Source organism: Nocardia sp. N2S4-5 (assembly GCF_044628355.1).
GTDB lineage: Bacteria > Actinomycetota > Actinomycetes > Mycobacteriales > Mycobacteriaceae > Nocardia > Nocardia wallacei_B.
In genome coordinates, this window is the sequence record NZ_JBIUPM010000001.1 from 7,894,502 (window position 1) to 7,914,111 (window position 19,610).

A 19,610-nucleotide genomic window follows, 5' to 3' on the forward strand; every position below is an offset into this window, starting at 1 on the left:
TGCGGCCCGGGAGCCACCAACTCGCCGGGCCGCATCGAGAGAACCGGAAGGAAGTCTACCCAATGATTCGGAATTCCTGGATCACCACCACGGCCGAGGTCACCTCGGTCGGCGCGCTGTGGCTGGAAACCCACCAGCAGTACGCGCTCACCCTCGGCCCCGACCTGACCCTGCACCTGCACCCGGCGCACGCCGAGTCGGCGCACCTGCACCTCGGCCGGGCCATCGGCAACCGGCTCCAGCTCGACGCTCCCGGGCGGCTGAAATTCCTTGCCGCCGAATTCGATTGCGCCGGACTGTCCGACGCGGCGGTCATGCTGCGCGCGATGGTGCCGCTGGTGCCCGAGGCGGTGCGGGCATGACCGTGCAGGTATCCACCCATCGGGTTCTCCGCCTGCCCAACGGCGAGCTGGCGTCGTACAAGGATTTCCCTCTTCAGTTCGACCACGCCGGGGCCGAGGAGGCATTGGCCGAGGGCATTGAGGAAGCGGGCCGACTCGGTTTGGCGGACGAGTTCAGGGCGCGCACCGAGATCATGACGCAGTACAAGGTCGAGGTGACGCTCGAACCGGGCGCGCTCGGCGACGCCCCGACCTTCGGCGAGATCGGCGTCGCTGTCCGAGTCGAACTCGTGGCGTGGGCGCTCGGTGGCGACGGCGACAGCGAGAACGCAACCGGAACGGAGTCGGAGCGGTGACCGCCTCGACCGGTGTGGTCTACCTGCCCGGCCGCGCCGAGGCCGAAGCGAAGTGCGCCGAGCTGGCGAAGAACGTGCTCGAGTTCGCCGACGAGATGGCCGTGGCCGACCCCGAGGGGGCCGAGCGGCTGCGCAACCTGGTCAAGGGGGCGTGGTGAGCGAGATCGAGTTTGTCGACGAGTTGCCGATTCCGGTGGGAGAGGCGGGGAACTGGAAGTCCAACGCCGCCAAGGCGTTCGGCGATGCCCTCCGGGCGAATCCGCGTCGATGGGGGAAGTGGCCGACGCCGATCGGCGAGGCCACCTGCTACACGTACCGGAACGACATCAACGGCGGCCGCAAGACGGGGTTCCCTGCCGGCGAGTTCGAAGCCGCTGTCAGCGACGGGTGCCTGTGGGTCCGCTTCATGGGCGGTGATGCGTCGTGATCATGATCGACTGCGGCGACTGCGACGGCACCGGCCGCGCCCCCGGCGGCGAGGACCCCTGCCCGGCGTGCGGTGGCGCGCGCTGCGTCGCCGACGACCCGGCCGCCGGGGTGCGGCTCGAGGACGGCCCGCGCACCGGCGACGGCATCGACTACGCGGTCGACCGCGCACGAGACCGGGCGGTGGGGCTGTGAGGGGCCGGCCGCCGCTGACCGCCGAGCAGCGGTTCGCGCGCAACCTCGCCGCCGCCCGTAAGGCGCTGGGCATGCGGCAATACGACGTCATCATGCGAATGCGGACCTGCGGCCACCAGTGGCCGCAGGGCACCGTGAGCAAGATCGAGCGCGGGCACCGCGACGTCTCCGAGGCCGAGGCCGAGTCCCTCGCCGAAATCGTCGGGGTGCCCGTGCATCTGCTGCGGACCGAGGCCAGGCATCGGGTCGCCCACTTCGCGCGCACCCCCACCGGGCGCGGGCGGATAGGGACCATCGCCGCGCGGCGCCGGATGGAGGCGATGCGCTGATGTCCACCTACGACAGCCTCGGCGACGGCGAGATGGTGCTCGCGGAGCTGCCCGCCGAGACCGAACGCGCGGCGAGCATCGTGGTCGCCGGTTACGCCACTGGCACCGACGACTGCCGCGCGCTGCTCGCGATGCTCGGCCTGCTGCCGGGCGAGGACGAGGGGGGCGCGTAGATGGAGTCTCTCAACGCCGAGTGGCGGTTACGCGCCAAGTGCCGCGGCCACGCCGAGCCCGACCTGTGGTTCCCGCACCACCGCACCGACGGTGCCGCGCAGCGCGCGATCTTCATCTGCCGGTCCAAATGCCCGGTGCGCCGCGAGTGCGGCGAGGCCGCCGCCGACGGGCACGAGCGGCACGCGATCGTCGCCGGATTCTTCGCCGCCAACGCCGAGGACTGGCGGGCGTTGCACCGGTGGCTCGGCCGCCCGGTGCCGGGGACGACCGCGTCCGGCGGATTCCGAGAAATTACCTGCGCCGACTGCGGCCGGACGTTCGGCAGCTGGCGGGCCGCGACCAAGTGCCCGAACTGCCAGCAAGGGCTCGTCCCGGCGGGCCCGGTCTGGCAGCAGATCGAGGTGCTGCGCAAGCGATTCTCGTGCAAGGAGATCAGCCAGCGCGCCGGGCTGCACGACGCCAAGGCCGTGTTCGCGATCCGGACGCAGACGTGGGTACGCCAGGACACCGCGGCCCGGATCGCCGCCCTCGTCGAAGATGTCCAGGGGGCGGCATGAGCCTCGACATCTGTCCGACCACCGACCTGCACGTCGCCGAGTGCGATTGCGTGCGGCACCGCAACAAGGTGCCCACCGCGCCCGGCCTGTATGCCGGCATCCCCGACACCACCTACCAGCGTGACACGGGCTCGCTGTCGTCGTCGGGCGCGCGGTCGATCATCTTCCGCAGCCCCAGCGAGTTCCGGCACGAGCAGCTGCACGGCCGCCCGCCGAAGACCGAATACGACGAAGGCCACGCCGCGCACCTGTATGTGCTCGGCGAGGGCGCCGAGATCGAAGTCGTCGACGCCGACAGCTGGCAGACCAAGGCCGCGAAGGAAGCTCGCGCCGCCGCCTACGCCGCGGGCAAGGTGCCGCTGCTGCCCAAGCAGGACGCCGCCGCCCGCGCCATGGCGAAGGTCGTCCTCGAACACGACCTCGCCGGGGCACTGTTCGGCGAGGGCGAGGCCGAACTGTCCGGGTGGTGGGACGACGCCGAAACCGGTGTGCGCCTGCGCCTCCGGATGGACTGGTACACCAGCCTGCGCGGGCGGGCGGTGGTCGTCGACTACAAGACCAGCAAGGGCAGCGGACCAGGCGCGGCGGCCAAGGCGATCGGCGAGTTCGGTTATTACTGCCAGCACCCGTTCTATACCGACGGCCTGCGGTCCCTCGGCGTCGCCGACGACCCCGCCTTCCTGTTCGTCTTCCAGTGCAAGACGCCGCCGTATCGGATCACTGTCGTGCAGATCGAGCCCGACGACGTCGCACTCGGCCACGACCTCAACCGCATGGCGATCCGCACCTACGCCGAATGCGTCGCCTCCGGCGTGTGGCCCGACGACAGCCACGCCATCCATTCCGTCTCGATCCCCACCTTCATTCGCTACCGAGCACAGGAGCTGCTTTCGTGACCGCACCCGCCCGCTACCAACCACTCGCCCCGACGGCCGCCGTGTCCCGCACCGACCTGTCACAGGCCACCGCGATCGAACAATCCCGCGCCGTGGCCGAAGTCCAGGCCGCCGTGCTCGTCGCGCAGCAGCGGCCCCGCAACAAGGCACTCGCCGTCGAGGAAATGCGGGACGCCACCGCGCAGACCAGCGTCGCCGAGAAGGCGTACTACCGGTACCGCCGCGGCAGCGAGAACGTCACCGGCGTCTCCATCCATCTCGCCCGCGAACTCGCCCGCTGCTGGGGCAACCTCGACTACGGGCTGAAAGAACTGCGCCGCGACGACACCAAGGGCGAGTCCGAGATGCTCGCCCACGCCTGGGACATGCAGACCAACGCCCGCGCCTCGACGACGTTCATCGTGCCGCACGTCCGCGACACCAAGCAGGGCGCGAGGAAACTCACCGAGACCCGTGACATCTACGAGAACAACGCCAACGCCGGCGCCCGCCGACTGCGCGAGCAGATCCTCGCCATCCTCCCCAACTGGTTCGTCGAGGAGGCGAAAAGCAACTGCGACGCCACGATCGAGAGCGGCGGCGGGCGACCGCTCGCGCAACGTGTCGCCGACGCGATCCGGCTGTTCGATCAACTCGGCGTGACCACAGCCCAGCTCGAAGCGAAGCTCGGCCGGTCAGCGAACGATTGGAGCGGTCACGACGTCGGGCAGCTCGGTGTCATCTACCAGTCGATCAAGCGCAGCGAGACCACGATCGACAACGAGTTCGACACGACACCCGCCGACACCGGCATCACCGTCGAGGACGTGACGAAGGCTGGTCGGGCACGACGCGCCCCGGCCGAGCCCGCCTCGAATTCCGGTGCGGAACCGGACAACTCGCAGTCCGCCGCCCCGGGCGAACCCGAACAGCCCGCCGCGGAAAACGATGCCGAACCGCCGGGCGAGGCCGAGCCGATGGCGACGCAAGCGCAAGTGCGCAAGCTGAACGTGCTGCTCGACCAGCTCGGCGCCACCGAGCGCGCCGACAAACTCCACTACCTCGGCGAGCAGTTCAAGCGTGCGTTCGCCAGCTCCAAGGAGCTGACCAAGCGGGAAGCGTCCGAGCTGATCGACTTCCTCGAGAACCCGCCCGCCGAGAGCGATCAGGCCGAGCAGCTGCCCATCGAGGGCGAAGGCGGCGATCAGTGAGCACCGCCGACCAGCATCGCGCCTCGGCGCTGGAATCGCTGGACTCTCTGGACCTCTTGCGGAACACCGGGGCAGACGACGCCGCATTCGTGCCCCTCGCTGCCGAAGCCACCGCGCACGCCCTGCTCGCTATCGAGGCCCGCCTCGGCGAGCTGGTCGAGCAGCAGCGCATCGCCAACGCGCTCAACGCCACCGGCCGCATGGGCGTGCTCAACAGCGACGCCGAACTCCGGCCCGCCCGCGAAGCCGCCCGGCGCCTGCTGGGCCTCGACACCACCGAAGGAGCCTGACTATGCCGAAGCTTTCCCCGCGCCTGCCCGGCGGCGACCGCAACGGCCTCGACCTGATCGCCGCCGCCGCGGTCGAGCACCCGCACCGCCAGCACGTCGCGCTCGTCATCCTCGACACGAAACAGGTCACCACCGACGCCGACACCGGCTCCGCGGTCGCGACCCTGCGGATCCGGCGCGTCGAAATCGTCGACCGCGACGACCTGCCCACCGCCGAACGCCTCGTACGCCGCGCGCTGGAACGGCGCAGCGGCGACACCGTGCTGCCCATCGAACTCGAGGACGAGATCACCATCGCGTTCAAGGGCCTCGACCCGCACACCGGCGAGATCCTGCCCGGCGGCCAAGCCGACAAGGAACGCGGGGACGGCGCAGCGGACGGCGAGGGCAAGTCATGACGACCGTCGAACCGCATTTCATCCGTACCCGCGAGGACCTCGCCGAGGAACAGCGCGACCGCGAGGAGGTGGCCGAATTCGCCTCGGCCACCATCCTTCTCGGTGCCGACCCCGCCCGGCCCGACGAACTGCGCGCGCACGTGCACGTCGTACCGGGCGGCCCGACCTTCGCCGACCTCGCCGACGGGCTGCGCGAGATCGCCGCCGAATTCGACCATCGGCACGAGACCGGGCTGTTCGCCGGCGGTGAGTCGTGACCGCGATCTACTACGAGATCGGCGGGGAACCCGTCCCGGCTCGCGAGTGCATGTGGGCGTACATCGCGCCGTGCGGATGTGAATGCGCCTGGTCGGTGGCGGACCCGGACCACGCCGCGACCGAGGGCCAGGCGTGGGACAGCTTCGCGCGGACGAAGGCCGTCAGGAAGCGGGACGAGCAGCGCGGTTTCCGCGTGGAGATGAAGCGCCGCAGCGAGGTCCGGATCTCGGACAAGTGCCCGCACACACCGCGCTACGGTGTGGCGCCCCGCCCTGAGGTCGAGGGCCATTCGTGGGCGGTGAAGCACGACGGCCGCGTGCTGCATCTCGTCCCGCTGGTGATCGAGAAGGACAGCTACGTGATCAGGCGGCGGTCCGAGTACGTCTCGTCGCTGTGCGGCCGGGCCGAGGGCGGACTGTGGTCGACCGAACGCCACCTGATCAATGACCTCGTGGAGTGTGCGGGCTGCCTCAGGGCGGCACACGAGCGGGCGGGGGTCGCATCGTGATCACCGTCGCCTGGCTGTGCGGCACGGGCTTCGGCCAGACGCCCGACGGCGTCTCGCTGGAGTTCGCCCGGCACCTCGACCCGGAACGTTTCCAGTTCCAGGCCGTCCCGTACCCCGCCGACTACGGCACGCACACCTCCTACATCGAATCGGTGCACGTCGGCCGCCGAGCACTGGCCGCCGCCGTGCGCGCCACCCCGCACCGCGCCGTCATCGGCGGGTACAGCCAGGGCGCCTACATCGCCGGATCACTGGCATCCGACATCGGCCTCGGCCGGTACCCCGACCTCGACGTGCTCGCCTGCGCGCTCATCGCCGACCCTGCCCGCCCGCGCGGTGCCGGGATGCCCGGCGAGGCGGCGGCACCGGACTACGGGATCAGCGGCGAGGGGCTGATCACCGGCATGCCCACCTACTGGGCTGCCGTGCCCGACGACCCGATCACCAGCCTGCCCGCTGGCTCGCCACTGCGCGGCCTCGCCGATCTCACCGAATGGTTCTGCCTCGCATCACCCGAGGCCGCGCTCGCGTGGGGCACCGACCTCGTCCGGCGGGCGAAGGCACGGCGCTGGCAACAGTGGTGGAGCGCGACCAACCTCATCGCGTGTACCGAAGCGATCGACCAGGCGTGGCGGTACCTGCCGCGGCCGGTCGGCGGTGGGCGGCACGACGCGGCGTACATCGAGCTGGGGCTGTGCGCGCGGCTGGCGGCCACGGTCAACCGGGAGGTGACGGGCTGATGCTCACCGTCACGGATTTGTTCTGCGGCGCCGGCGGTTCGTCGACCGGCGCGATCCAGGTGCCCGGTATCTCGGTCCGGATCGCCTCGAACCATTGGGATCTCGCCGTAGAGACCCACAACACGAACCATCCGACCACCGACCACCTGTGCGCCGACCTGTCCCAGGTCAACCCGCGGTACTTCCCGACCACCGACATTCTGTGGGCGTCGCCGGAATGCACGAACCACTCGCGGGCGAAGGGGCAGAAGAAGCTCAAGCCCGCGACCCTGTTCGACGACGAGCCGTTGCCGGACGCGGCGGCCGAGCGATCCCGGGCCACGATGTGGGATGTGCCGCGGTTCGCCGAGGCGCACGGCTACAAGGCGATCATCGTCGAGAATGTGGCCGAGGCGGTCGAGTGGGCACCGGAGTGGTCACCGGAGAAGGGCACGCTGTTCCGGTCGTGGCTGTCGACGATGGACGCGATGGGCTACGAGCACCAGGTCGTCTACCTGAATTCGATGCACGCCCAGCTGTTCGGCCGGGGTGCGCCCCAGAGCCGCGACCGCCTGTACGTGGTGTTCTGGCGGCGTGGTGACCGCCGGCCGGACATCGAGCGCGTCACCCGGCCGCCCGCGATCTGCCCGGAGTGCGGTCCGGTGCTGGCGATGCAGGCGTTCAAGCCGGACGCCTCGCGGGTCGCGCGGTTCCGCACGCAGTACGTCTACCGGTGCCCGAACGTGCAGTGCCGGAACCGGATCCTCGACCCCGCGGTCCGGCCCGCCGCCGACATCATCGATTGGTCCGACCTCGGTGTCCGGATCGGTGACCGGCCGAAGCCGCTGGCGGTCAAGACCATGGCCCGGATCCAGGCCGGTATCGCGAAGTACTGGACGGCGGCCGCGCTCGCGGTGCCGGTTGAGGGCAAGCAGGCCCGGCCGGTCGGTGTGCCGCTGCGGACGATGTCGACCCGCAACGAGACCGGCATGGCGTTCCTGACTCAGTTCCGTGACCGTGTCCGGGATCTGGATCCGGCCCGGGATCCGCTGACGACCGTCGTCGCCGATGGCGCGAATCACGGGTTGTGTTCGCCGCCACCGGCGTTCATCGCCGAGTTGCGTGGCGGCGGATCCAACCACCGCCCGGTGTCCGACCCGCTGTGCACCGTCACCGCCTCCGGTAACCACCACGGGCTCGTCACCACCTACTACGGCAACGGCGCCACCGTGCCCGCTGCCAACCCGCTGCCCACGTGCACGACCGTCGACCGGCACGGCCTCATCACCCCGTCCGGCGGCACCTGGCGGGAGAAGGCGACCAGCACCGACGAGCCGATCCCGACGCGCACCACCTGCGAGACCGACGGCATCGCGATGGGCCCAGCGATCGACATCGACGATGTCCGGTTCCGGATGCTCGAACCCCGCGAGATCGTCGCGGCGATGGACTTCCCGCGCGAGTACGTCGTGCTCGGCAACCGCCGCGAGCAGGTGCGGATGGCGGGCAACGCCGTCACCCCGCCCGCCGCGCGGGACCTCGTCGGCGTCGTAGCCGAATCGCTGGGGGTGCGCTGATGACGCCCTGGTTCGCCGACGACAGCGCCACCCTGTACCACGGTGACGCCCTGGCGGTAGCGCGCGAGCTGCCGCCGGGATCCGTCGACTGCATCGTGACGAGCCCGCCGTACTACGGGCTGCGCGACTACGGCGTCGACGGGCAGCTCGGTCTCGAGGCATCGCCCGCCGAATACGTCGAGCGGCTGCGTGTGCTGTTCGGCGAGCTGCGGCGCGTGCTCGCCGACGACGGCGTGATGTGGCTCAACCTCGGCGACAGTTACAACAGCACATCGGCCAACGCGAACCAGCCGAACACGAACCGCGACGGCACCGCCGACACGAAGCAACGCGTACAGGAGTCTCGGCGCGGCCGTCGCGCGGCGGTGCCGGACAGCGGACTGCCGCCGAAGAACCTGCTCGGCATCCCGTGGCGCGTCGCGTTCGCTCTCCAGGGTGATGGGTGGATTCTGCGCTCCGAGATCATCTGGGCCAAACGGAACTTCATGCCGGAAGCCGTGACCGATCGACCCACCCGTGCACACGAGCATGTTTTCCTGCTCACCAAGAGCCCCCGCTACTGGTATGACGCTGATGCGATCCGTGAGGAATCCGACCCGAAACAGGAGGCGCACAACCAGCGCTACGCCAAGGTGTACGCCGCACAGGCCGATCGGGCCGCCACCACGGGCCAACCTGGCAACAACAACTCGGCAGGCGTCCACTCCCGCCCAGGCAGGGGCGGCCGCAATTCTCGCTCTGTGTGGCCGATCTCGGCGCAGCCGTTCGCCGAGGCGCATTTCGCGGTCATGCCACTGGAATTGGCCGAGCGGTGCGTACAGGCCGGATGCAAGCCGGGTGGGACCGTGCTCGACCCGTTCAGCGGTTCTGGCACGACGGGTCTCGCGGCAGCCCGACACGGCCGCCGGTACATCGGTATCGAGCTATCCGAGGAGTACCTCGAGCTGTCGATGCGGACGCGCCTGCGGCAACCCGGCCTCGATTTCGAGGGGGTGGGCGGATGACGCCCTGGTTCGCCGACGACTCGGTCACCGTCTATGCGGGCGACTGCCTCGAGGTGCTGGCCGAGATCGCCGACGCATCCGTCGATGCCGTCGTGACCGACCCGCCGTACTCGCTGGGATTCATGGGCGCCGAGTGGGACACCCACGAGCCCGGCCAGTTCCAACAATGGTGTGCATCCTGGGCGCACGAATGCTTGCGCGTGCTCAGGCCCGGCGGCCACCTGCTCGCCTTCGGCGGCGCCCGCACATGGCACCGGCTCGCCTGCGCGATCGAGGATGCCGGATTCGAGCTGCGCGATTCGATCGCGTGGCTGTACGGCAACGGGTTCCCGAAATCGCTCGACGTCGCCAAGGCGATCGACCGGCAACGCGACGACCGTGTCGACGTGCTCCGAGTGACGGGATGGCTTCGCGCACAGCGCGACCGCGCGGGCGTAACCAACCGTCAGATGGATGCATTGTTCGGGTTCGACGGTATGGCGAACCACTGGGTTGCCCAGCCCAACAACAAGGTGGCCGAGGTGCCGACCTGGGAGCAATGGGGGAAGCTGCGCCAACTCATCGGATTCGGCGACGCGATGGACGCTGAAGTGCGGCGCCTCAACGGCCGCAAGGGCACCCCCGGCGAGGCGTGGATCCAGCGACCCGACGCCGAACACCGGACACGCCCCGGCATGGCCGAATCATGGACCGACGGCCGAGGCTGGACAGGCACGTCGGCGAAAGACGGCACCGCAGTCACGGCTTCCGCCCGGCGTTGGGAAGGCTGGGGCACCGCACTGAAACCCGCGCACGAACCGATCGTCGTCGCACGCAAACCGCTGGCGGGCACGGTGGCGCAGAACGTCACCGAGCACGGCACCGGCGCGCTGAACATTGACGGGTGCCGGATCGACGGCCGCGAACGCACCGAGTACGGGCTAGCCGCAGCTCGCCGATCGAAGGTGTCCACGTACGGGAACCCCAGCGAGTCAGCCGATTTCGACGCGAGCAAGGGCCGCTGGCCCCCGAACGTCGTGCTCGACGTGGCATCGGCCGCCGGTCTCGACGGCGCGCGCTTCTTCTACACCGCGAAGGCCGCCGCCAACGAACGCCCGGAAGTGGATGGAGTTCGTCACCCCACTGTGAAACCGCTTTCGCTGATGCGGTGGCTCGTTCGCCTGGTCACGCCACCCGGCGGCGTCGTACTGGACCCGTTCGCGGGCAGTGGCACGACGGCCGAGGCGTGCGTGCTGGAGCGCAAGCGCTGCATCGCCATCGAGCGCGAGGCGACCTATCTGCCGTTGATCCGGGCCCGGCTGAGTAAGCCGATCGTGCTCGGGCTCGACTTCGACGGCGCCGAACTCAGCAAGGAGGTGCCCTAGTGGCGCGTGATCACGGCCGGGTGCTGTGCAAGATCTGGCAGGACAAGGACTTTCGCGCCCTGCCCCGCACCGCGCAGGCGCTCTATATCCAGTTGCTCAGTCAGCCGAACGTCAACAACGCCGGCGTGCTGCCGCTGATGCTGTCCAAGTGGGGGAAGGGCTGCGACGACCTCACCCGCGAGGAACTTACCCGCGACCTGGCCGTGCTGGTCGACGCCTCGTTCATCATCGTCGACACCGACAGCGAGGAAGTGCTGATCCGGTCGTTCATCCGCAACGACGGCGGCATGGCGCACAAGTACATCTTCAAGAACGCCTTGAAGATGGCCGAGGCCGTCGAGTCGGGTCTGATCCGCCGCGCCCTAGCCGTCGAGTTGCGCCGGATCCGGTCTGCCGAGGCCGCCCGAGTCGCCGAAATCCTGGACCCATCGGAGACCGACTCCGAACCCGTCACGGCCACACCGGAACCGGATTCGAATGCCGACGTAAACCCATCGGAATCCCATTCGAATACGATCCCGAACGCATCCGAATCCCACCCCGAAAACGGGATGCCATCCGAATCCCATTCCGATCACTGCGGTGAGGGTGAAGGTGAGGGTGTAGGTGAAACCCCCGTAGTTGGTCACCTTGGGGGGGTCGCGCGCACGCCCGCGCCCGACGCGCACACGCGCGAGGAACCCCCCACCCTCGAAGAAATCCCCGCAACCCCGTTCTGCGACCGCCACCCCGGCGGCACCCCCGACAACTGCCGGGCATGCGCCGACCGCCGCAAGCGCTACGAAGCCACTGCGGCACAGCGCGCCGAAGCCGAAGCCGCGCAACGACGAGCCGAGGCCCGCGCCAAATCCGACGCCGCCCGCACTGCCGCCGATGACCGCGCCCGAGCCATCGCCGGATGCGGCATGTGCGACGACGACGGCGAACTGCCCGGGGGCGCCATCTGCGATCACGACCCAGACCGGCTCGCCCGGGCCGCCCGCGGCGTTGCCCGAGCCCGAGCCGCCCTGTGCAAGCGCTGCCGCGGCACCAGCCTGCTCGCCGACGGCACCGAATGCGACCACCAGACCACCGACACCACCGAGGAGAACCGCGCCCATGCCTGACCAGACCCCCGCCCCACTCACCGACTACGACCTGCGCCGGATCAGCAAAGGCGGACACCACTCGTTGACGCGCGAACTCGCCGCTGAACTGCTGGCCGCCCGCCAGCGTCTCGCGCAGCCCGGCCAGCCCACCCCGAAGCACCTCGCCGAGCGCATCGTCGTCGACCGCGGCCAGCGCACCATCACCATCGACGGCGAGCGCCTGCCCTGGGACATCGCCGAGCACGTCTGGGTCGCACCCGTCCCCGACGGCCAGCCGGCAGAAGTCGCCATCACGGTCATCGCCGAGCGCGCCACCATCGACGCCCGCGGCGAACTCACCATCGAGGAGCAACCGCTGCGCTGGCACATCCTCGAGCCCGGCGCCGCCATCGTGGTGGGCACGGGCGGCATGCTGCTCGTCTCGATCGTGCTTCTCGCCGAACGCATCACCGAGATCCCCGCCGACACCGAGGCGGCCAGACATGCGTGAGATCCCCACCGCCGCAGCCAAACTCGCCGCCATCGACCTCGTGCGCGGGATGGCCGAACATCGCTGGAACAACGGCTACGGCATCGACGGACTCGACCGGCTACGTCGCGATGCCGAGCAGCAGCTCGCCGAGGACACCGCTATCGGCGACGCCCTGAGCCGCCTCGACGGCTACCCGGAGAACCTCCCTGCCCTGCTCGGTGCCCTCGTCCGGCAGGCTGTCGAGTCCGTCGGCGCCCGAATCGAGTTCGGCGACGGCGTCGTCGACGCCCAAGTGCTCGCCGGGTACGTGCTCGCCCGCCGTCATCCGGACGGCACGATGTGGGTCGACGGCGAGGTGTGGCCCGACCACCGCCCGGCCGAGCAGGCGCTGCACAGCCGCCACCCCGGGTACGCCGTGTACGAACTCCGGGAGGTGCACGCCGAGCCGCCTACGGGCCACACAGCCCCGGGAATCGGCACGCAAGATCACGCGCCGGACCGTGAGCGAGACGTATACGACGAGATCCGGGCCGAACGGGTAGCTGCCATGTCCGGATACGCCGACACCGCCTCAAGCCGACCGCCCAACAGCCGCATCCTGACGCAGCTCGCGGCCAGCGCATGCGAGAAGGCGCTCGCGGACGTCCCGGCACGTCGAGAGCATCTCGTCAGGGCCGCCGCGCTGGCTATCGCCGCGATCGAGGTGTTCGATGCCTGACCCGACCCCCATCGAGCAGATCGAGGCCGCCCTCGCCGACCTGATCGACGCCTACGCCGACCTCCGCGGCGAGTACCTCACCAACGCGCACGACGAGCACCGGAAGGCCCTCGAAGTCGAGATCGCTGCGCTGTGCACTGCCGCCCAGTTGGTGCGCAAGCACCGCGACGACGTCTCCTGGCTGGCCCTCCCGTCGTGGCGGTGGCACGAGTGGGAGGCGCGGAAGCGGGGTATCACCGAACGGCTGGACGCCGCCGCTGACCTGCTGCGGAACGGTGCGACCTTAACGAACGCCGCGAAAATATCGAGCCCGGAATCAACGACCGGCGCAGCCGTCCGCGCCACCACCTACACCGTCTCGTGCCTGCCCGAAGACCACGACGACCTGTGCGTGTGGTCTGTTTTCGTCGAGTACGCCGGACGCGGGCGGTGGGCGGTGCGCCGGATGAAGCGCTGCTACGACATCGACGGCGAATGGGACTGGGAATCCATCCCGTCCGAGCGCACCGAGGAGTGGCTGGCCCGGTTCCGGTTCGACCTCGACACCGCGCTCGACATCGCCCGCCGCGTCGCACCCACGATCCGCGTCAACGGCCGCACCGCGCAGGACATCTTGGCCCAGGAGGCGAACCGTGCCTGAGCGAATCCAGCTGCGCCGCACCGCCGGATGGCGCAAGCCCGAGGGCGCAATCGTCGTCGCCCGGCCGTCACGGTGGGGCAACCCGTTCCGGCTCTACCGCGAGCACCACATCGTTGGTCCCGCCTGGAATGTGGTGCGCGCCAACTGGGGCCGTCTCAGCCGCGACGAACCGATCTACGCCTACATCACGTCGAGCCAACCGATCCACATCGGCGAGGTGGTCTACAAGTTCCGGGTGCTCATGGACGTCCGCCAGCGCGATGAGCCCGACCGGCTGCGGAAGTGGCTGGCACCGCTGCGCGGCCACGACCTCGCCTGCTGGTGCCCGCTCGATTCCCCGTGCCACGCAACCGTCTTACTGGAGATAGCAAATGCAGACGACTGAACTGCCAGAGAGGCTCGCGGCAAAGATCGCCATCAACGAATCCACAGGCTGCTGGGAATGGTCAGGCTGCCGGACGGCCAGCGGGTACGGCCGAGCGTGGGATGGGAAGCGAGCCGACTGGGCGCACCGTGTCCTGTATCGAATCGCTCGCGGCGAAATCCCTGAGGGCAAAGTTCTCGATCACCTTTGCCGAGTGCGGCACTGCGTGAATCCTGCGCACCTGGAGCCCGTCACGGACCGGGAGAACACGGTGCGCGGCGTCTGCCCGGAGGTAACCCGCGCTCGCCACAGGGCCAAGAAGTTCTGCAAGAGAGACCACGAGTTGTTCGGTGCGAACGTCTACATCGATCGCCGCGGGCATCGCGTCTGCCGGACCTGCCAATCCGGCCATGCAGCGGCCTACCGCGAACGAAAGCGCGCAGCCGATGCCTGACTACGTCCCCTTGCCCCGCCCGCGCCTCGGCCAGACCCAGGCCGCCGAGCGCACGCACGCCATCGCGACCGTCGCCTGCCCCTACGAGCCGTGTCAGGCACCCATCGGCCAGCCCTGCACGTTCCGGGTCGCCGACGGCACCCGCTACGAGAGCACCAACGTCCACCCATCCCGCCGCGCCGCCGCCCAGCGGGCCGAACAGGAGAACCCGGATGCCTGAACCGACCACCGACCCGCTGCGCGCGACGGTCGTCGAGCGCCTCGCCCGCGCCGACTTCGATCGCTGGCGGCGGGCCTACGACAAAATCGCCCAGTACAACGGCTGGGGCGGCACGGCTCCCACGTGGGAGCAAGCAGGCGACGAGCACAAGCGCAAGAACGAGGCCATCCGCAAAGCTCAGCGGATCGCCGACGACCTCGGCGACCTGCTGCCGCCCTCCCCGCGCCGCATCGAGACCGCCGAGGAGCTGGACGCTGTCCCGGCCGGCACCGTCGTCCGGTCCGCCGTCGGCACGGTCGCCTGTCGCCACCACAGCGGCCAGGGCGTGCTGTTCGGCAACGGCGAGCCGTTCGACTGGGCGCTGCTCCAGCTGCCCGTCATCGTCATCCCGGTGCCCGACTGGAAGGTCGACTACGCGGCCAGCCCGGATGGTGGCCGCTGATGCGCGCCGACATCGCCTTCACCCGCTGCCCGTACTGCGGTGCCGCCCGGCGCACGCCGTGCTTCCGCCCGGACGGCACCCCGCTGCGCAACGGCCCGCACGCCGCCCGGACGCACGCCTACCTGCGCCAGCTCGACGCAGCCGATCGCGCCGAGGTGATCGCGTGAAGACACCAGCTGAAATCCGTTCCGCCGCAACGCGAATCGTGCACGAGCGCCTGCGGCACGGCGTCTCCGAGCAGTACTGCATCGCGATCCTCGACCGCGACCCGGCATGGACCGGCGAGGACATGGCCGAGATCAAGCGCGTCCGCGCCGAGGTGAGCCGCATGTTCAACGCCTACCTCGACCAGCTCGCGCGCGGCCCCGGCCTCGCCGAGGTCACTTCAATCGCCCGTCGCCGTCCGCAGATCGCATCCCTGATGAGGAGAAACCGTTGATCGCCGTCCTGCTCGCCCTCGCCCTGCACTATCCCGTCGGCCAGGCCCCCGCGCCCGCCCGCATCGACGCGCCCGTGCTGCGGCTTGACGTCCAGCCGGGCGACAGTGGCGTCGTGCTCATGCGGGAGGGGTGGGGAGCGTGACGCCGTACGACCAGCCCGAGGGCGTGTGGATCCACGCCAACCACTACCCGCACGAGGGCATCGTCATGGCCACCCCGTACGCCAATGAGATCGAAGCCTTGCGCGCAGCGAACGCCACCGGTATCGGTGGCCGCGTCGTGTTCGTCCCGTATGGCAAGGACCTGCGCGAGGTGCTCAATGGCTGAGGTGCGAACCGTGACCGACATCGAGCACCTCGATTTCCCGACCCCATGCATGGCCTGCCTGATGCGCGGCCACCGCACACCCGCCACGTTCGAGTGGACTTTTCACGGTGGCTGCATGCACACCGTTCTGTGCACGTATTGCAGCGCCGCCTACGAAGCCCGCTACCGGCAAGCCCTGCGGCGGTACCGGCAGCTCGCCTGCCCGAAGTGCGGTGCGCTGTACGACACGTTCGCCGACATGGTCGACATCGTGAGGCTGCCGTGACCGGCCGCGAGCACGCCGACATCGTCGGACTCGACCTGTCGCTCACCTCGACCGGCATCGCCGTCATCGGCACCGGACGGCCCTGGTGCGCGACCATCGAATCCAGCGGCAAGGCGGACGCGCCGTGGGAGTCACGCTATCGCCGCCTCGGCGACCTCGTCCTCCGAGTCCGTGCCGCCATCACCCCAGGTGCGTTCGTCGTCCTCGAGGCACCCGCCTACTCGCGCACCACCGGATCCCAGCACGACCGATCCGGCCTGTGGTGGATGGTGCACGACAGGCTCGTCGGCAGCGGATGCACGGTGCTGCCGGTCGGACCCAATCTGCGCGCGAAATACGCCACCGGCAAGGGCAACGCGGGCAAAGACGCGGTGCTGGCGGCCGCGGTGCGCCGATACGCCGACATCGCCATCACCGGCAACGACACCGCCGACGCCGTCGTGCTCGCCGCCATCGGCTGCCGCCTGCTCGGCCGCCCGATCGACGACCCGATGCCCAAGACGCACCTCGCCGCCCTCGACACGATCCGAATCCCCACGGAGGCATAGCCGATGACCGAAATCTCGAACCTGCGCAACCTGCGGATGTCGCCGAACCCGTTCCTGCCGGACCGCCGCCACGCCACCCCGCATGGCGGACTGAAGTTCGAGGAGATCGCCCGTGCGGGCACCGTCCTCCGCGCACAGGTCGGCAGCGGCCTGCACGGCGTCACCACCGGCGACGACGACCGCGACGAGATGGGCGTGTGCATCGAGCCACCCGAGTACGTCATCGGCCTCAGCAAATTCGAGCAGTTCCAGTGGCGCACCCAGCCCGAAGGTGTCCGATCCGGCACCGGCGACCTCGACCTCGTCATCTACAGCCTGCGGAAGTGGGCGCGCCTCGCCGCGGCCGGCAATCCCACAGTCCTGCTGCTGCTGTTCGTGCCCGAGCACGAGATCGTCGAGAGCACCGCGGTCGGCCGCGATCTCCAAGCCCACCCCGAACGGTTCCTGTCCCGGCAGGTCGCCGCCCGATTCGGTGGGTATCTCGTCTCGCAGCGCGACCAACTGCTCGGCCTGAAATCCAAGAAGCACACCAACCGGCCCGAGTTGGTCGCGCTGTACGGGTTCGACACGAAATTCGCGTACCACATGATCCGGCTCGGCCTGCAAGGCGTCGAGCTGCTCACCACCGGCCGCATCACGTTGCCGATGCCCGAGCCCGAGCGCACGTGGCTGCGGGCACTGCGCCGCGGCGAGCACACCAAAGAGGAAGCGCTCGATCGAGCGGCCGGCCTGCTCGATGAGCTGAACACCCTCGCCGCCACAGCCGACTTGCCTGCACAACCCGACCGCAGGGCAATCGAACTGGTGGCTCACTGACACCTATCACCTCACCTGGCAAGAACGGGGGCTGATGTGATCCACATACACAAATGGTCGAAATGGCAGGTCTTCGCCGCCGAGTGGGTCACGAATCGGGGCATCCGCAAGGAGGGCGAAATGCAGGAACGGCGTTGCGAGAAGTGCGGGCGAACGCAGAGGCGTGGGTTCCTGTGACCGACATCCAGTGCACCGAGTGTTCCCGGCCGCTCGCCGGGAACGCCGCCCTGTGCCGCGACTGCGTCGACGCGCTGTGCGGCCAGCTGCTCAAGGTCCCCGCCCTGATCTACGAGCTGACCATCACCCGCGCCGGTCTCGGCCGCACCGGGCCCGCCGCAGTCGGTTCCCGGCCCGCCGAACCGCCGCTCCCGATCCGGATCACCAACTCCAGCCGCCTGCCCGGCGAGAGCGCGGTACAACGCCTCGAAACCACGGTGATCGGGTGGGCGCGCGTCATCGCCGAGGACCTCGGGGTCACCCCCGCCGTGCACATTGCGTACCTCGTGCAGCTCACCCAAGACCGGCGGCTCGCTCTGCGACCCGCGAACCGGCCGGATGCTGCCGCCCTCGGTGCCGCCGCGTCACCGCTCGAACAGTCCGCTGTGTGGCTGGCGCACCATCGGCGCGAGATCGCCCGGCACGAAGCCGCCGCCGAATTAGCGCGGGACGTCGACGGGGCGATCAGGGCGCTCAGTTGCGTGATCTGGCCGCTCGACCGCCAATACCTCGGGCTGTGCGCGCAGAAGGCGACGGACGGCGAGGCGTGCGGGCAAGAGCTGCGCGCCGAGCTGGGTGCCACCTACACGCGATGCCGTCGCTGCCGCACGCAGTACGAGGTCGCTGATCTCAAGGCCGGGGCGATCGCGAACGCCAGCAAGAGGCTATACACGCTGTACGAGATCGTCGGCCTCGCAGCGGCATTCGCCACGCCGGTGGCGAAAACCACGCTGTACCGGTGGGCGCGAGAGCGGAAGATCGAACCGCGCGGGTGGGCGCACCGCAACGGATACGGCACGCGCATCACCAACCATCCAATCAGCGGCGCGGACGTACGCGTGTACCGGCTCGGGGATGTGCTCGCGCTGGCCGGGCGCGAGAAGGAAGGCAGCGCAGCATGATCACCGATCCCATCGAGGTCGCACAACATCTCCAGGAATTCGAAGACCGCGTCGACAAGGCCGACCAAAGAGGCGAACTGGTCATCGCGTCCGGCAACCTGCTGCTCGGCCCGAACGAACTGCTGCTCGACGGCATCCTGGTGCGGTATCCCGGAACCATCCACGAGGTGATGTTCACCGTGTTCGAGCCGCGTGTACCCGGCGTGCTCACGATCGAAACCCGCGTCAACGGCCAGTGCGTGATGGCATCGAGCTTTCCGGACACACGATCACTGTTGTTGCCCACCGGATCGCTGGTCGCCCGCTTTACGGCCGGAGTGGTCGTGAACGCCGGGGATCGACTGGGATGGCATGTCACCGAGATCAGAGGCTATGCGCCATCCGGACTGACCGCGTCGTGGTACGGGTCGCGCCGGAACCAGGGAGGATCAGCGGCATGACCATCGTCGAGTCCGTCGAGATCCGGGCGGCGAGTTGCAAGTATCCGAACAACCACCCGGACGAATCGGCGGCTCTGCGCGCCATGGCGTGGATCTGGTCCACGCACCCCGACTATCGCGAGGAGTGGCGAGTCGATGTCCAACCCTGAGCAGCGCGTACTCGACGCGATCGACGAACTGGTCGAATGGCAGATGCAGGAGGGCATCCGGTCGGGCGAGTACGACGGCCATGTGAACCTGCGACCCGACGAGGACGCAACGAACACCGACGGGGCGTTCGTCGACCACTTGGCCGACTGGAGTGTCGGCGATGCTGGCGCAGAACAACGGCCGGTGACATATGTCGGCGTCTACGAAGACTTTACTAGTCGGCCCAGAGACATGATCGGACCCGGATGGAGCGCGTCGGGGCAAGTGCCCCAAGGCTTCCCGATCCTCCGAGTCAACCCAGGGCGACCGGCTGGAGGGTTGTGGATGCACCAGATCTGCATGGATGGGATCTGGTACCGCGTCAGTGGCGTGCTGATCGCCGAGGGTGACGTGGTCAGGATCGAGCGGGATGGCGACGACCCGCCTGTAATGCGCGTGCGGCACGGCGAGGAGGAGCGGACATACCCGATGGAGATCATCGACCCCGGATCGGCGGACCAGTGAACAGCCCCAGACCCTCAATCAC

The 19,610-nt window shown here is 69.3% G+C and carries 37 protein-coding genes; all 37 read left to right on the top strand.

Annotated elements, in window-relative coordinates; all coding sequences use genetic code 11:
- Positions 1-62 precede the first annotated feature (62 nt).
- Positions 63-362, top strand: a complete 300-nt coding sequence (locus ACFMRZ_RS36430; RefSeq protein WP_400182679.1) for a hypothetical protein — start codon at positions 63-65, stop codon at positions 360-362.
- Complete coding sequence (locus tag ACFMRZ_RS36435; RefSeq protein ID WP_400182680.1) at positions 359-697, top strand: hypothetical protein; 339 nt, start codon at positions 359-361, stop codon at positions 695-697. The genes ACFMRZ_RS36430 and ACFMRZ_RS36435 overlap by 4 nt, the downstream gene beginning before the upstream one ends.
- Positions 694-855, top strand: a complete 162-nt coding sequence (locus ACFMRZ_RS36440; RefSeq protein WP_400182681.1) for a hypothetical protein — start codon at positions 694-696, stop codon at positions 853-855. The genes ACFMRZ_RS36435 and ACFMRZ_RS36440 overlap by 4 nt, the downstream gene beginning before the upstream one ends.
- Positions 852-1,124: a hypothetical protein gene (locus ACFMRZ_RS36445; RefSeq protein WP_400182682.1), complete on the top strand. Its 273-nt coding sequence runs from the start codon at positions 852-854 to the stop codon at positions 1,122-1,124. The genes ACFMRZ_RS36440 and ACFMRZ_RS36445 overlap by 4 nt, the downstream gene beginning before the upstream one ends.
- Positions 1,121-1,318: a hypothetical protein gene (locus ACFMRZ_RS36450; RefSeq protein ID WP_400182683.1), complete on the top strand. Its 198-nt coding sequence runs from the start codon at positions 1,121-1,123 to the stop codon at positions 1,316-1,318. Before ACFMRZ_RS36445 ends, ACFMRZ_RS36450 begins: the two co-directional genes overlap by 4 nt.
- Positions 1,315-1,647 (top strand): helix-turn-helix domain-containing protein, encoded by a 333-nt coding sequence (locus ACFMRZ_RS36455; RefSeq protein WP_400182684.1) that lies wholly within the window; start codon positions 1,315-1,317, stop codon positions 1,645-1,647. Before ACFMRZ_RS36450 ends, ACFMRZ_RS36455 begins: the two co-directional genes overlap by 4 nt.
- The gene (locus ACFMRZ_RS36460) at positions 1,647-1,820 is read left to right on the top strand and encodes a hypothetical protein (RefSeq protein ID WP_400182685.1); all 174 of its coding nucleotides are present in this window, start codon (positions 1,647-1,649) and stop codon (positions 1,818-1,820) included. Before ACFMRZ_RS36455 ends, ACFMRZ_RS36460 begins: the two co-directional genes overlap by 1 nt.
- Positions 1,821-2,378 carry a WhiB family transcriptional regulator gene (locus ACFMRZ_RS36465; RefSeq protein ID WP_400182686.1) on the top strand — a complete coding sequence of 186 codons (558 nt, stop codon included), beginning with the start codon at positions 1,821-1,823 and terminating at the stop codon, positions 2,376-2,378.
- Positions 2,375-3,274: a PD-(D/E)XK nuclease-like domain-containing protein gene (locus ACFMRZ_RS36470; protein WP_400182687.1), complete on the top strand. Its 900-nt coding sequence runs from the start codon at positions 2,375-2,377 to the stop codon at positions 3,272-3,274. Before ACFMRZ_RS36465 ends, ACFMRZ_RS36470 begins: the two co-directional genes overlap by 4 nt.
- Positions 3,271-4,464 carry a hypothetical protein gene (locus ACFMRZ_RS36475; protein WP_400182688.1) on the top strand — a complete coding sequence of 398 codons (1,194 nt, stop codon included), beginning with the start codon at positions 3,271-3,273 and terminating at the stop codon, positions 4,462-4,464. The genes ACFMRZ_RS36470 and ACFMRZ_RS36475 overlap by 4 nt, the downstream gene beginning before the upstream one ends.
- Positions 4,461-4,754: a hypothetical protein gene (locus ACFMRZ_RS36480; RefSeq protein ID WP_400182689.1), complete on the top strand. Its 294-nt coding sequence runs from the start codon at positions 4,461-4,463 to the stop codon at positions 4,752-4,754. The genes ACFMRZ_RS36475 and ACFMRZ_RS36480 overlap by 4 nt, the downstream gene beginning before the upstream one ends.
- Positions 4,755-4,756: 2 nt before the next feature.
- A complete protein-coding gene (locus ACFMRZ_RS36485; RefSeq protein ID WP_400182690.1) occupies positions 4,757-5,152 on the top strand; it encodes a hypothetical protein in 396 nt (131 codons plus the stop codon).
- Positions 5,149-5,409 (top strand): hypothetical protein, encoded by a 261-nt coding sequence (locus tag ACFMRZ_RS36490; RefSeq protein ID WP_400182691.1) that lies wholly within the window; start codon positions 5,149-5,151, stop codon positions 5,407-5,409. Before ACFMRZ_RS36485 ends, ACFMRZ_RS36490 begins: the two co-directional genes overlap by 4 nt.
- Positions 5,406-5,918 (top strand): hypothetical protein, encoded by a 513-nt coding sequence (locus tag ACFMRZ_RS36495; protein WP_400182692.1) that lies wholly within the window; start codon positions 5,406-5,408, stop codon positions 5,916-5,918. The genes ACFMRZ_RS36490 and ACFMRZ_RS36495 overlap by 4 nt, the downstream gene beginning before the upstream one ends.
- Positions 5,915-6,658, top strand: coding sequence for a hypothetical protein (locus tag ACFMRZ_RS36500; RefSeq protein WP_400182693.1), 744 nt, complete (start codon positions 5,915-5,917; stop codon positions 6,656-6,658). The genes ACFMRZ_RS36495 and ACFMRZ_RS36500 overlap by 4 nt, the downstream gene beginning before the upstream one ends.
- A complete protein-coding gene (locus ACFMRZ_RS36505; RefSeq protein ID WP_400182694.1) occupies positions 6,658-8,214 on the top strand; it encodes a DNA cytosine methyltransferase in 1,557 nt (518 codons plus the stop codon). Before ACFMRZ_RS36500 ends, ACFMRZ_RS36505 begins: the two co-directional genes overlap by 1 nt.
- Positions 8,214-9,218 (top strand): DNA-methyltransferase, encoded by a 1,005-nt coding sequence (locus ACFMRZ_RS36510; protein WP_400182695.1) that lies wholly within the window; start codon positions 8,214-8,216, stop codon positions 9,216-9,218. The genes ACFMRZ_RS36505 and ACFMRZ_RS36510 overlap by 1 nt, the downstream gene beginning before the upstream one ends.
- The gene (locus ACFMRZ_RS36515; protein ID WP_400182696.1) at positions 9,215-10,582 is read left to right on the top strand and encodes a DNA-methyltransferase; all 1,368 of its coding nucleotides are present in this window, start codon (positions 9,215-9,217) and stop codon (positions 10,580-10,582) included. The genes ACFMRZ_RS36510 and ACFMRZ_RS36515 overlap by 4 nt, the downstream gene beginning before the upstream one ends.
- Positions 10,582-11,688 carry a hypothetical protein gene (locus ACFMRZ_RS36520; RefSeq protein ID WP_400182697.1) on the top strand — a complete coding sequence of 369 codons (1,107 nt, stop codon included), beginning with the start codon at positions 10,582-10,584 and terminating at the stop codon, positions 11,686-11,688. The genes ACFMRZ_RS36515 and ACFMRZ_RS36520 overlap by 1 nt, the downstream gene beginning before the upstream one ends.
- Entirely contained in the window at positions 11,681-12,160 is a 480-nt protein-coding gene (locus ACFMRZ_RS36525) for a hypothetical protein (protein WP_400182698.1), read from the top strand. The genes ACFMRZ_RS36520 and ACFMRZ_RS36525 overlap by 8 nt, the downstream gene beginning before the upstream one ends.
- Complete coding sequence (locus tag ACFMRZ_RS36530; protein ID WP_400182699.1) at positions 12,153-12,860, top strand: hypothetical protein; 708 nt, start codon at positions 12,153-12,155, stop codon at positions 12,858-12,860. Before ACFMRZ_RS36525 ends, ACFMRZ_RS36530 begins: the two co-directional genes overlap by 8 nt.
- Positions 12,853-13,500 (top strand): hypothetical protein, encoded by a 648-nt coding sequence (locus ACFMRZ_RS36535; RefSeq protein ID WP_400182700.1) that lies wholly within the window; start codon positions 12,853-12,855, stop codon positions 13,498-13,500. Before ACFMRZ_RS36530 ends, ACFMRZ_RS36535 begins: the two co-directional genes overlap by 8 nt.
- Positions 13,493-13,885 (top strand): DUF4326 domain-containing protein, encoded by a 393-nt coding sequence (locus ACFMRZ_RS36540; RefSeq protein WP_400182701.1) that lies wholly within the window; start codon positions 13,493-13,495, stop codon positions 13,883-13,885. The genes ACFMRZ_RS36535 and ACFMRZ_RS36540 overlap by 8 nt, the downstream gene beginning before the upstream one ends.
- Entirely contained in the window at positions 13,872-14,318 is a 447-nt protein-coding gene (locus tag ACFMRZ_RS36545) for an HNH endonuclease signature motif containing protein (protein WP_400182702.1), read from the top strand. The genes ACFMRZ_RS36540 and ACFMRZ_RS36545 overlap by 14 nt, the downstream gene beginning before the upstream one ends.
- Entirely contained in the window at positions 14,311-14,538 is a 228-nt protein-coding gene (locus ACFMRZ_RS36550) for a hypothetical protein (protein WP_400182703.1), read from the top strand. The genes ACFMRZ_RS36545 and ACFMRZ_RS36550 overlap by 8 nt, the downstream gene beginning before the upstream one ends.
- Entirely contained in the window at positions 14,531-14,980 is a 450-nt protein-coding gene (locus tag ACFMRZ_RS36555) for a hypothetical protein (RefSeq protein WP_400182704.1), read from the top strand. Before ACFMRZ_RS36550 ends, ACFMRZ_RS36555 begins: the two co-directional genes overlap by 8 nt.
- The gene (locus tag ACFMRZ_RS36560; RefSeq protein WP_400182705.1) at positions 14,980-15,147 is read left to right on the top strand and encodes a hypothetical protein; all 168 of its coding nucleotides are present in this window, start codon (positions 14,980-14,982) and stop codon (positions 15,145-15,147) included. Before ACFMRZ_RS36555 ends, ACFMRZ_RS36560 begins: the two co-directional genes overlap by 1 nt.
- A complete protein-coding gene (locus ACFMRZ_RS36565; protein WP_400182706.1) occupies positions 15,144-15,419 on the top strand; it encodes a hypothetical protein in 276 nt (91 codons plus the stop codon). Before ACFMRZ_RS36560 ends, ACFMRZ_RS36565 begins: the two co-directional genes overlap by 4 nt.
- Positions 15,416-15,562: a hypothetical protein gene (locus tag ACFMRZ_RS36570; RefSeq protein ID WP_400182707.1), complete on the top strand. Its 147-nt coding sequence runs from the start codon at positions 15,416-15,418 to the stop codon at positions 15,560-15,562. The genes ACFMRZ_RS36565 and ACFMRZ_RS36570 overlap by 4 nt, the downstream gene beginning before the upstream one ends.
- A complete protein-coding gene (locus tag ACFMRZ_RS36575) occupies positions 15,559-15,747 on the top strand; it encodes a hypothetical protein (protein ID WP_400182708.1) in 189 nt (62 codons plus the stop codon). The genes ACFMRZ_RS36570 and ACFMRZ_RS36575 overlap by 4 nt, the downstream gene beginning before the upstream one ends.
- A gap of 10 nt (positions 15,748-15,757) precedes the next feature.
- Positions 15,758-16,012 carry a hypothetical protein gene (locus tag ACFMRZ_RS36580; RefSeq protein WP_400182709.1) on the top strand — a complete coding sequence of 85 codons (255 nt, stop codon included), beginning with the start codon at positions 15,758-15,760 and terminating at the stop codon, positions 16,010-16,012.
- Positions 16,009-16,560: a hypothetical protein gene (locus ACFMRZ_RS36585; protein ID WP_400182710.1), complete on the top strand. Its 552-nt coding sequence runs from the start codon at positions 16,009-16,011 to the stop codon at positions 16,558-16,560. Before ACFMRZ_RS36580 ends, ACFMRZ_RS36585 begins: the two co-directional genes overlap by 4 nt.
- A 3-nt stretch (positions 16,561-16,563) precedes the next feature.
- Complete coding sequence (locus tag ACFMRZ_RS36590) at positions 16,564-17,376, top strand: DNA polymerase beta superfamily protein (protein WP_400182711.1); 813 nt, start codon at positions 16,564-16,566, stop codon at positions 17,374-17,376.
- Positions 17,377-17,549: 173 nt separating this feature from the next.
- Positions 17,550-18,494 carry a hypothetical protein gene (locus tag ACFMRZ_RS36595; RefSeq protein ID WP_400182712.1) on the top strand — a complete coding sequence of 315 codons (945 nt, stop codon included), beginning with the start codon at positions 17,550-17,552 and terminating at the stop codon, positions 18,492-18,494.
- Positions 18,491-18,934 carry a hypothetical protein gene (locus tag ACFMRZ_RS36600; RefSeq protein WP_400182713.1) on the top strand — a complete coding sequence of 148 codons (444 nt, stop codon included), beginning with the start codon at positions 18,491-18,493 and terminating at the stop codon, positions 18,932-18,934. The genes ACFMRZ_RS36595 and ACFMRZ_RS36600 overlap by 4 nt, the downstream gene beginning before the upstream one ends.
- Positions 18,931-19,083: a DUF6221 family protein gene (locus ACFMRZ_RS36605; RefSeq protein ID WP_400182714.1), complete on the top strand. Its 153-nt coding sequence runs from the start codon at positions 18,931-18,933 to the stop codon at positions 19,081-19,083. Before ACFMRZ_RS36600 ends, ACFMRZ_RS36605 begins: the two co-directional genes overlap by 4 nt.
- The gene (locus tag ACFMRZ_RS36610) at positions 19,070-19,588 is read left to right on the top strand and encodes a hypothetical protein (protein ID WP_400182715.1); all 519 of its coding nucleotides are present in this window, start codon (positions 19,070-19,072) and stop codon (positions 19,586-19,588) included. The genes ACFMRZ_RS36605 and ACFMRZ_RS36610 overlap by 14 nt, the downstream gene beginning before the upstream one ends.
- The last annotated feature ends 22 nt before the right edge of the window (positions 19,589-19,610 follow it).

What these genes read in the sequence shown, in the direction of transcription:
- ACFMRZ_RS36610 (WP_400182715.1), top strand. Translation starts at nt 19,070, where the DNA reads ATGTCCAACCCTGAGCAGCGCGTACTCGACGCGATCGACGAACTGGTC.
- ACFMRZ_RS36460 (WP_400182685.1), top strand. Translation starts at nt 1,647, where the DNA reads ATGTCCACCTACGACAGCCTCGGCGACGGCGAGATGGTGCTCGCGGAG.
- ACFMRZ_RS36465 (WP_400182686.1), top strand. Translation starts at nt 1,821, where the DNA reads ATGGAGTCTCTCAACGCCGAGTGGCGGTTACGCGCCAAGTGCCGCGGC.
- ACFMRZ_RS36510 (WP_400182695.1), top strand. Translation starts at nt 8,214, where the DNA reads ATGACGCCCTGGTTCGCCGACGACAGCGCCACCCTGTACCACGGTGAC.
- ACFMRZ_RS36535 (WP_400182700.1), top strand. Translation starts at nt 12,853, where the DNA reads ATGCCTGACCCGACCCCCATCGAGCAGATCGAGGCCGCCCTCGCCGAC.
- ACFMRZ_RS36505 (WP_400182694.1), top strand. Translation starts at nt 6,658, where the DNA reads ATGCTCACCGTCACGGATTTGTTCTGCGGCGCCGGCGGTTCGTCGACC.
- ACFMRZ_RS36435 (WP_400182680.1), top strand. Translation starts at nt 359, where the DNA reads ATGACCGTGCAGGTATCCACCCATCGGGTTCTCCGCCTGCCCAACGGC.
- ACFMRZ_RS36545 (WP_400182702.1), top strand. Translation starts at nt 13,872, where the DNA reads ATGCAGACGACTGAACTGCCAGAGAGGCTCGCGGCAAAGATCGCCATC.
- ACFMRZ_RS36590 (WP_400182711.1), top strand. Translation starts at nt 16,564, where the DNA reads ATGACCGAAATCTCGAACCTGCGCAACCTGCGGATGTCGCCGAACCCG.
- ACFMRZ_RS36470 (WP_400182687.1), top strand. Translation starts at nt 2,375, where the DNA reads ATGAGCCTCGACATCTGTCCGACCACCGACCTGCACGTCGCCGAGTGC.
- ACFMRZ_RS36515 (WP_400182696.1), top strand. Translation starts at nt 9,215, where the DNA reads ATGACGCCCTGGTTCGCCGACGACTCGGTCACCGTCTATGCGGGCGAC.
- ACFMRZ_RS36605 (WP_400182714.1), top strand. Translation starts at nt 18,931, where the DNA reads ATGACCATCGTCGAGTCCGTCGAGATCCGGGCGGCGAGTTGCAAGTAT.
- ACFMRZ_RS36485 (WP_400182690.1), top strand. Translation starts at nt 4,757, where the DNA reads ATGCCGAAGCTTTCCCCGCGCCTGCCCGGCGGCGACCGCAACGGCCTC.
- ACFMRZ_RS36525 (WP_400182698.1), top strand. Translation starts at nt 11,681, where the DNA reads ATGCCTGACCAGACCCCCGCCCCACTCACCGACTACGACCTGCGCCGG.
- ACFMRZ_RS36555 (WP_400182704.1), top strand. Translation starts at nt 14,531, where the DNA reads ATGCCTGAACCGACCACCGACCCGCTGCGCGCGACGGTCGTCGAGCGC.
- ACFMRZ_RS36530 (WP_400182699.1), top strand. Translation starts at nt 12,153, where the DNA reads ATGCGTGAGATCCCCACCGCCGCAGCCAAACTCGCCGCCATCGACCTC.
- ACFMRZ_RS36490 (WP_400182691.1), top strand. Translation starts at nt 5,149, where the DNA reads ATGACGACCGTCGAACCGCATTTCATCCGTACCCGCGAGGACCTCGCC.
- ACFMRZ_RS36600 (WP_400182713.1), top strand. Translation starts at nt 18,491, where the DNA reads ATGATCACCGATCCCATCGAGGTCGCACAACATCTCCAGGAATTCGAA.
- ACFMRZ_RS36430 (WP_400182679.1), top strand. Translation starts at nt 63, where the DNA reads ATGATTCGGAATTCCTGGATCACCACCACGGCCGAGGTCACCTCGGTC.
- ACFMRZ_RS36560 (WP_400182705.1), top strand. Translation starts at nt 14,980, where the DNA reads ATGCGCGCCGACATCGCCTTCACCCGCTGCCCGTACTGCGGTGCCGCC.
- ACFMRZ_RS36550 (WP_400182703.1), top strand. Translation starts at nt 14,311, where the DNA reads ATGCCTGACTACGTCCCCTTGCCCCGCCCGCGCCTCGGCCAGACCCAG.